This window comes from Pseudoalteromonas fuliginea (genome assembly GCF_000690055.1).
Taxonomy (GTDB): Bacteria; Pseudomonadota; Gammaproteobacteria; order Enterobacterales; family Alteromonadaceae; genus Pseudoalteromonas; species Pseudoalteromonas fuliginea.
The window spans coordinates 1-9499 of sequence record NZ_JJNZ01000006.1; the positions used below are offsets into that span (position 1 = coordinate 1).

The 9499-nt window shown below is 41.5% G+C and carries 6 protein-coding genes; 2 read left to right on the top strand and 4 right to left on the bottom strand.

Features of this window, described 5'->3' with window-relative positions; translation table 11 throughout:
* Positions 1 to 125: 125 nt before the first annotated feature.
* Positions 126 to 434 carry a YcxB family protein gene (locus DC53_RS18515; RefSeq protein WP_240474579.1) on the top strand — a complete coding sequence of 103 codons (309 nt, stop codon included), beginning with the start codon at positions 126 to 128 and terminating at the stop codon, positions 432 to 434.
* A 2-nt stretch (positions 435 to 436) separates the two neighbouring features.
* Entirely contained in the window at positions 437 to 820 is a 384-nt protein-coding gene (locus DC53_RS18510; RefSeq protein ID WP_033028428.1) for a hypothetical protein, read from the top strand.
* Between the two features lie 99 nt (positions 821 to 919).
* On the opposite strand, the gene DC53_RS18505 is transcribed toward DC53_RS18510, so the two are convergent.
* The 4 genes from DC53_RS18505 to DC53_RS18490 all read right to left on the bottom strand — a co-directional run bounded on the left by DC53_RS18505 (position 920) and on the right by DC53_RS18490 (position 9221).
* Positions 920 to 2809, bottom strand: coding sequence for a monovalent cation:proton antiporter-2 (CPA2) family protein (locus tag DC53_RS18505; protein ID WP_033028429.1), 1890 nt, complete (start codon positions 2807 to 2809; stop codon positions 920 to 922).
* 163 nt (positions 2810 to 2972) lie between these two features.
* The gene (locus DC53_RS18500) at positions 2973 to 5369 is read right to left on the bottom strand and encodes a PKD domain-containing protein (RefSeq protein WP_033028430.1); all 2397 of its coding nucleotides are present in this window, start codon (positions 5367 to 5369) and stop codon (positions 2973 to 2975) included.
* 223 nt (positions 5370 to 5592) lie between these two features.
* Complete coding sequence (locus DC53_RS18495) at positions 5593 to 6486, bottom strand: DUF4097 family beta strand repeat-containing protein (protein WP_007377385.1); 894 nt, start codon at positions 6484 to 6486, stop codon at positions 5593 to 5595.
* Between the two features lie 206 nt (positions 6487 to 6692).
* Positions 6693 to 9221 (bottom strand): TonB-dependent receptor plug domain-containing protein, encoded by a 2529-nt coding sequence (locus tag DC53_RS18490; protein ID WP_033028431.1) that lies wholly within the window; start codon positions 9219 to 9221, stop codon positions 6693 to 6695.
* Between the last annotated feature and the right edge of the window lie 278 nt (positions 9222 to 9499).

Genomic DNA, 9499 nt, shown 5'->3' on the forward strand with positions numbered 1-9499 from the left:
CGCAAAACAGAAAAAAGCTATGCGCAGTACAGCCTACCTTGAAAAGGTACTGAACGCATAGACTTTTTTCATGCTCTTGCCCTGGCCTTTCTGACTTTCATTGGCCAAGTGGGTTAATTGTAGCAGTGCCATTTTTAATATTAATTATTGTATTTTTATACAATAATTATAAGTTAAAAGAGCAATCAATCCCCAATGAAAATGGCGTAATGATTGGCAATAAAAAAATTGAATTTCAAGCTGATGGCATTTGCGAGACTAATCATCTTGGAAGTTACTTTTATAAATGGCAAGCCGTTGAAGCAATGGAAGAAAATAAAGGTGATTTATATATATTTGTAGACAAGTTATTGGCTTTAATAATCCCAGCTAGCACATTTACAAACGAAGCCGAAAAAGAAGAACTAAAAGCATTTATTAAAGCTCATATTTAGTCATGCGTAATTTTATAAATATTTACACCGTCTTAGTGTTTATTTTAATGCTTATACCTATTTCATCAATGGGAAGTGAAAAACCAGCTAACACTACCGATGAAAAATGGGGTAAGTATCTAGAGCATAGAGCTGCTTGGAATAAAATGCTTAAAGAGCGTTATGAAAATAAGTTAAAGCATACTCCGCCAAAACCGCCTTGGATTAAATTTCCAAATTATCATCTGAGCGATATATTTTGGAGAATGGGTGACGGCGAAAGCTACATAAGTGACTATTTTTCTATCTATTTTCAGTACGCTTCTAAGGCTGAAATAAATGCTTATAAGGTTAAATATCCTGAAAACTTAGATTGGCGTGGAACATATAAGCGCTTTGAACACTAACTAAAAAGTACAGCTATGCTTTCAGACAACTTATTTGATTGTAGCACTTATTCACAGTGCTATTAACTCACGCTAATAGCACATATCAGTTTTTAGACGCTACTCCAAATGAGCATCATCAGGCTTTTTAGGTTTACTCGCTACTTCTGTTAAGCCGTCTTCGCAGTCGCCGCTATCGCAGGTATTTAAATCGCTTTGTGCTTGTTTATCTTGTTGCAGCACTTGCTTTAAATCTTCCATGCGTTGGCGCACGGCTACGCCGTAGCTGGCGTCGTCGCCCCACAGCTCGGCAAGTTGCACAACTGCAGCGCGATCATGGTCTCTAAATAGTTTTCCGGCGCGCTCGGCATCTTGCTTAGTGTTACCTAGTAACTCCAGAGCTTCTACGGCAAGGTTAATAGCTGAGTCGACTGTTTCGCGATTAAACGCATCTACTTTTAAATTAAGTAACTGATACGCATGGCGGCGGTCGATTGCGCGAGCAACTATTTTAAGTTGCGGGTAGTTTTTATGCGCGAGCTTAATTATCTCAATGGTTTTATCGGGGTTATCAATTGCAATTACCAGCATTTGCGCGGTGTGCGCGCCTGCGGCTTCAAGGAGTTCTTGGCGTGCGGCATCACCATAAAATACGGTATTGCCAAAACGACGTAGTAATTCTATTTGGCTAGGGCTGTGATCAAGTACAGTAATTTCGTAGCCTTGCGCGTGCAGTAAACGCCCCATAATTTGCCCAAAACGTCCGTAGCCCGCAATAATTACGTGCTTAGCGGTGCTAATTTGCTCTGGCTTATCAAACTCAGGCAAAGCACAGCTGCTGCGTTTTTGTATTTGCTCATAAACCATAAGTAATAACGGCGCTATTAGCATTGATACCGCCACAACTAAGGTAACAAGGCTGGTTTGCTCGGGCGTTAAAATACTTAAGGTAGTTGTTACGCTTAACAGTACAAAGGCAAATTCACCGCCTTGGGCAAGCGCTAGGGCAAATAATAACTGCTGTTTGCTGTTAATTTTAAAGGTAACGGCAAGGGCAAATAAAATGCAGGCTTTAACTACTATGAGTAAAACTACTAAGGCAATAACGGTACTAAACTCGTTAAATAGCAGTTCAAAGTTAATTGATGCGCCAACAGTTATAAAAAACAACCCTAACAGTAAGCCTTTAAAGGGTTCTATATCAGCTTCTAATTCGTGTCTAAATTCACTCTCGGCAAGTACAACGCCCGCTAAAAAAGTTCCCAATGCAGGCGATAAACCAATACTTTGCATAACCAGTGCAATAGCGACCACTAAAAACAGTGCAAAAATAGTAAATATTTCACGCATGTGCGTTTGGGCAATGTATCTAAATAACGGGGCCGATACATATTTACCGCCGGCAATAATAGCGGCAATAACCGCGACCGATACACATACTTGTTGCCATACAGGCCAGCTTGCAATAATCGAATCGCTGATTTCTTTTGAGCTAGTTTGCGGGGCAAATGCAAGCAGTGGCAATAGGGCTAAAATAGGAATAATTGCGATGTCTTGAAACAGCAATACCGAAAAAGCGTTTTGTCCGGCTTCTTGCTTTAGCCAGCCTTTTTCTTCAAGGCTTTGCAGTACAATAGCGGTAGAGGAGAGCGCCAGCATTAAACCAATGGCGAGTGCGGTTTGCCAATGCATGGCAAAAAACCAATAACAAAATGCAAAAATAGCCGCTGCCGATAGCACAACCTGTAAGCCGCCAAGCCCTAAAATAGAGTGGCGTAATGTCCATAAACGCGAAGGTTGTAGTTCAAGGCCCACTAAAAACAGCATCATTACTACGCCAAATTCTGCGAAGTGCATTACATCGGTTTGATCGCCCACAACACCCAGCGCATAAGGGCCAATGAGTATTCCGGCAATTAAATAACCTAATACTGAGCCCAGTCCGACTCGTTTAGCAATAGGCACAGCTACAATGGCTGCTGCTAAGTAAATTAAAGCAATTTCTAACACGCGTTTATCCTAATAACATCAAGGCTTTTAGAATGGCTTAGCTGCTTATAAAATACAATGGATTATATGGCTCAAAGTTGTTTATTTATCAGTAGTTATAACACTAATGGTTATAACTACTGGGCTAAAAATAGCACTTTATGTTGAAGGGCTTATTTGGGGGCTAAATATTACAAATACTTATAATTGCTGAGCTCGGTTGGCCTGAATCAGAATGGTAAATAGTAATGTTTGAGCTGATTGTATTTTCAACGTTTGTTTCAATTACTGTTACTTCAAATTCGGCAGATGCAGGTAGGTCGATATCTAATTCGCTATCGAGGTAACTACTTCCGCTTTTTTGTAAAGTAAGTGGTTTTGTTTGATCAAAGCTAAATTGAAAGCTATCTGACGCTAAAAGTGTATCTACCATGTTAAAGCGTAAATTAACGGTGTCGGGGCCTGAAAACTCAGCACACACAAATACCGAAACCTCAACAGCTTGTAAAACGGGCATGCTATTTTGGCCTATATCCACAGTAAAGTTGCTTTGCGTAATAGCTACAGAGTTGTATTCCCCAGCTGCAAGCCTTTGATCTGCTGTTGTTATCGTTATTTTTTCACCTTGCGCTAAATTAACCTCTTCATCAAAAAAGCCATTTGTGTTGGTGCTGTACTGCTGTCCATTAATTGTTAGCTGTGCATTGCTTATAGCCGTTTTTTGCACATTAGTGAGTTGCCCTTTAATGCGACCGGTAAGTTGTGCAGAGTTAGTTACTGTAATTGAAAATTGCACACTTTTTGAAAAGCCATCAGCATCAGTTGCTACAACGGTTAGCGTGTAACTACCTGTCATATCGGCGATAAATTCGGTAATATTTTGGTTTGTATTGCTTAAGCTGGTTCTCGAGCCTGAAGGGGCTGATAGTGTCCATGCGTAATCGAGAGTGGTTCCCTCTGGGTCGTAACTTTGGCTTACATCAAATTTAACTGCATTGCCCACTACATCGTAGCGTGATTGCTCCCCCGTGAAGCTAATTACTGGCAATGCGTTTTGTATTACATCAATTGTTAGGGTTTTTGTGTAAGAGAACTGCACGCCATCGTTAGTGCGTAACGAAATAACAACTTGCCCCTCTACTGATGCGCTAAACGTTGGTTTTGATATTGTATTACTGCTAAGCGTTGCTTGGCCTTGCGACGAAATGATTTCCCATTGGTAACTTAGTGGCTGGCCCTCTGGATCGTAACTATTTGAGGCATCAAGTAAAACTTGTTCATCAACTGTTATGGAGGTTGCATAAGTTACCAAAGTAATAGGCTTTTTATTGCTACTGGCATGCAGTACTGAGGTTGCTTGGTTTGAGCTTAATTGCCCATCAGATACAGTAAGCACTACAACGTAAGCGCCTTCTTTATCGGCAATAATAGAGGGCATTGCTGATGTACTGTTAGTCAGTTGTGATGCACTATTTACAGGCTTGGCTTGTAACTGCCAGTTATAACTCAGCGTATCTCCGTCGGGGTCGCTGCATTGTTGGCACTGCAAAGTGGTTGATTCGTTTAACGTAATATCACGTTCGGATTCAAGTGTTGCAACTGGGGCTTTATTACTTGTGGTAACAGTTAAAGTAACGGATGCGGTATCACTTTCGCTTTGCTGATCGGTAACAGTGAGTGAAAGCGTGTAATCTCCAACTGTTGACGCTGAAAACCCAGCGGTATGATTTTTCATGTTTGAAAGAGCTGGCGTGCTGCCCTGGGGTTTTGATGTAATTGCCCACGCATAACTAAGCGTATCGTTTTTATCGGGATCAGTACTTTGGTTACCATAAAGTGTAACAACTTCATTTGGGGCAATTGTTTTATTTTCTACGTTTATAACCGCTTGTGGTGATGAATTAGAATTAAGCGATTCACTTTTTATGAGTACGACAGTGCTTGCTGTATCACCTTGTGAATCAGTAACGGTAAGCTCAACTTTAAACTCGCCTATTTCGTCGGCAACAAACTGGCTTTTTACTTGAGTCGCATTTTCAAGCGTTGCATTACTTGCTACAGGCTTGGTAATAAACTGCCATTTGTATTGATTAATGGCGCCGCTGGTTGTGCTACTTTGCGCGCCATTTAAAAGGACAACATCACCTTGCTTAACGGTTTGTGTGCTACCTGCGTTAGCAATTAGTTGGGTATTTGCAGTAACGGTGAATTGTTTTTGTGCCGGTGTGCTTGAAAGCTTGCCGTCACTCACGGTTAATACTAATTGGTACTCTTGTGCTTCAGATACTGAAAACTCAACGGTACTTTCGTTATTAACCGTAATCGGTATTTCTACTTGTTCGTTTTTGCTGGTTAATTGCCATTGATAGGTGAGTGCATCGCCATCGGGGTCGCTACTTTGTGCTGCGCTAAACACGAGGGTGGTATTTACTTTAAGCTTCGATTGCTCGGTGGTAATAACCGCAACAGGCTTTGTGTTAGTGCTGAGCGGTTTAGTTACTGTTTTGGAGTCTGAACCACCAGAGCCACATGCAACAAGCGTGAATAGAGTCGTGATTAGAATTAAGAGTTTCCATTTCATAGTATTAATATCCTTTTAATAAAGTCGAATACTAATATGTACCCAAATTAGCTATAAAGCAAAAAAATAAATCAAAATAGGTACTTTTTATATTATTTTAGGAAATAGTTAACGTGAAGCAGTGCTGCTTTTAAATAACTTATACTTTGAGAGGAGTGCTTTATGCCCAGATTGATAGGGCATAAAGTATATTAAATGGCAGTTGAATAACGCTTAAATAAAGTTAGTCAGCTACTTTTACTGAACCGCTAATATTATCGATACTTACATCGCCCGAGCCCGACTCAGTGATAGTCAGCCCCTTTGCATGATTAACGCGAATATCACCCGAACCATCTTCAATTGTTACGCTTGAACCAATATGCTCAATAAGCAGGTCGCCAGAGTTATCATCAACATTAACTGCACCGCTAATATGGCTTATTACTATATCACCCGATCCATCTTCAACGTTTAGCGAACCGGTTATGTTGCTCACGTGCATTTCGCCAGAACCATCGTCAATAGTTGCATTGCCGCTTACGTTGTTAATGTGAATACTGCCAGATCCATCGGTTAATTCTAAATTACCTGCGATGTTTTCAAGGTTTACTTCACCTGATCCATCGTCAACAGTTAGGTTTTTAGCACCGCTTATCGTTAAATCTCCTGAGCCGTCTTTTACATCAATATTGCTTTGCATAGCACTTATTAAAATGTCGCCAGAGCCATCATCAATATCTAAATTTAGATTACTTGGCACAGTAACCACTAAATTAATACTTGGAGATTGGCCACTGTAAAAGCTAATACCATTACGACTTTTATTTTGGGCAACAAGCTTTGCCTGTTTACCGTCTTGCTCGAGCGTTAGCTCGTATTCGTCTTCAATGTCGGCTGTGTAAATAGTGGCATCAACACTGATGCTGGTGGCCGTTTTTGAGCCTTTTATTTCAAGGCTACCTGCGCCGCTTAACACATTTAAATATTCTAAATTATTGCTTGGCAGTGATAGCTGTTTTGTTTGTTTTACTGAGGCAACGCTTGGCGATATATGAAATACACAGCCACTTAATAATAAAATGCCGCCAATAAGTGAAAGTGGTTTTGTAATGTTAGATACAGTTGATGAGCTCATGTTTAGTCCTTTGGTATTTATTGTTTGTATTTATATAAACAATATAGAGCAAAAATGAGGCCGAAATGTAAGCTGTTGTTTTGTATAGGGTGGTGGTTTTTTATGAAAGTTGAAATACTAATAAGTGGTTAAAATAACTAATTATTAATATAAAAGGATGCGTGATGCATCCTTTTATAATTGCTCTGCTTTTATTAGTAAACTAATTAAAAGCTGTAAGTAATATTACCGTATAAAAAGCGTCCGTCTAATCCGTAAGGTGCATACGGTGTGTACGGGAATATTTGGCCAAAGTCAGAGTAACCAATGTTATCCACGGTTGCTTGTGGGTATTGATCGAACAAGTTGTTTGCACCAACGGCAAATTTCCAATATTCGTCTGGACGGTATGCCACTTCTAAGTCGGTGATCCATTTAGGGTCTAGGTATTCATCGCGATCAGCTGTAGTTGATATATCAGCGACTTCACCATAACGTGTGGCACGAAGCGTTGTTTGCCATTCGTTAAAGTTCCACACTGCTGATAAGTTCCATTTGCTATCTGGCGTGCCCTCTTCAAAGCGGCCTACTTCACGACGTGCAAACACTACGTAGTCGTCACCTAGTGAGTTAAGCTGTGCTGGGTTGTCGTTTACGTGTGTTACTTCGGTATCGTTAAAGTTAGCGGCTACGTTTAGGCGTAAATCACCTAAGTTGTCTAAATCTAGGTTATAAGTAGCAACAATATCAACACCTTGCGTGCGTGAGTCAATCGCGTTGGTAAAGTAACGTACGCTTTCGGTATTTAGCTCACCGGCATTTTGTAGTATTTCAACAACTGCATCGCCCTCTAAGTTTTCAGACAATACAATACGGTCATCAATATCAATACGGTATGCATCTACTGTTAAGCTAAAGCTGCCTTGCGTGTACATAAAGCCCGCAGTAACGTTTACTGACTCTTCAGCATCTAACGGCTGTGCGCCTAGCGCTTGCGCTGCTGCAGAATCGGTTGGGAATAGACCAACTTCAAATGGTTGGTTGTTCTCAAGTACAGTAGAGATTTGGCGGTACGAGCTTTGCGCTAAAGATGGTGCACGGAAACCTGTGCTAATTGCACCGCGCAGCGATAGGTTTTCAGTAATGCTGTAACGCGAAGCAAGCTTAGAAGTAAATGTGTCACCAAAGTCGCTGTAATCTTCATAACGACCCGCTAAAACTACGTTCCATTTTTCTGTTAAGTAGGTATCAAACTCAACAAATAAAGCGATGTTATGACGGCTTTCGTCAGTCGCACTTTCTGGTCCAAAACCAGCAAGTACTTGCGCGCCACCGGCTGCAATTGGGTTACCATCGCTATCAAGTGCGGTGATGTAAGACGCTTCTTCGCCTTCTTCAATTTTGTAGCTTTCGTGGCGGTATTCAGTACCTACGGTAAAAAATACGTCATCAGGTAAGCCTAAATCAAGTGTGGTATTGGCCGTTGCGTTTACTAAAAACTGATCGTAAACCAATGCACCGTTGTCAAATTCGTTTGGGCTGTCGGCACCTAGTGATGTGTTAATACTATTTATAACACCTAAACCAAAGTCGTTACGGCCGTAGTTGGTACTTACATCCCATGTCCAGTCGTTAGTTTCGCCTTTTAAGCCCAGCGCAAATGAGTAGTCTTGTACGTCTGTTTCAATTTGCGGCAAAAAGCCATCTGGGTACACTTCTAAAACGTTACGGCTGTCTTTTGCACGGCGGTAAAAACCACCTGAATTACCTTCACGCTTTGAGTAGCTACCAAATGAATAAAGGTTTAAGCCGTTATCTAAATCGTAACCCATGTTGTAAAACAACGCGTAATCTTCAAGGTCGGCTTTACCAAAGCGGTGGTTGTAACGATCGATAGTAAATTCGCGTGGGTCTAGGCTGCCATCATCAAGACGGCTGTATTGTTCGCGTGGGTCAAAGCCTGAGCGCTGAGTTGAGTCGTTATCACGGTACTCAATTGATACGTTTACAAAGCCGTTATCAGATAACGCAAAACCAGAGTTTGCGCTAACAGTGCGAGTTGCACCGTCGTTTACTTCGCGGTCGCCACCGGTATTAAACGCTAAGTCGCCGTTTGCATCTGCATAGGTGCTTTCTAGCTGAGGTACGCCAGCCATTTGAGTATCGTATTTACCGTACGTTACGCTTACGCTACCGCCTTCTGAGGCATTTTTAAGTACAATGTTAATTACCCCAGCAATTGCATCAGAACCGTACTGTGCGGCTGCGCCATCACGTAGTACTTCAACACGCTTAATGGCTGATGTTGGAATCATGTTCAAATCAACAGCGGTAGAGCCTCGGCCAACAACACCTGCTAAGTTTAATAGCGCACCGGCATGGCGGCGTTTGCCATTAATGAGCACTAGGGTGTGATCGGGTGCTAATCCACGTAAAACAGCTGGTTTTGCATGGTCAGTACCATCACCCATAGTGGCACTTGGGTAGTTAAAGCTAGGTACTTGGTTTGCTAGTATTTGGCTTATTTCTAGCTGACCCGTACTTTGCATATCACCGCTGGTAATAATATCTACAGGTACTGAGCTTTCGGCAATACTGCGTAAGCTACGGCGAGTACCTGTTACTGAAATCACTTCAATGCTTTTTTCGGCTTGAACATCTTGTTCTGCAGCAAATACAGAAGAATAGGGTGCACTAAGTGCAGAAGAAACGGCCAGGCTAAGTGCTACTTTTTTGGCTGATAATGGCTTTAACATGATGTTGATTCCCTTGAGGGCTGCTGACTATTGATTTTAAAAAGGAGCGCATCATATAGAAGCGACTACCCTAGTGCAAAGATAAAAACTATCTAAGATATTCTAAGTTGTTAACAAGTAAGCTGGGGCGTGTTGCCTTGGTGATTGAATTTGCAGCAGTATGTTTGGCTTTTAGGCAAGGCAGAGCCTATGTAGTGTGGTTACACCCATAAATAGGCGATAACGCAGCATAAATGCCAAACATGCGCTGCCCTTTGGGCTGAGGGATCCCCACTTTA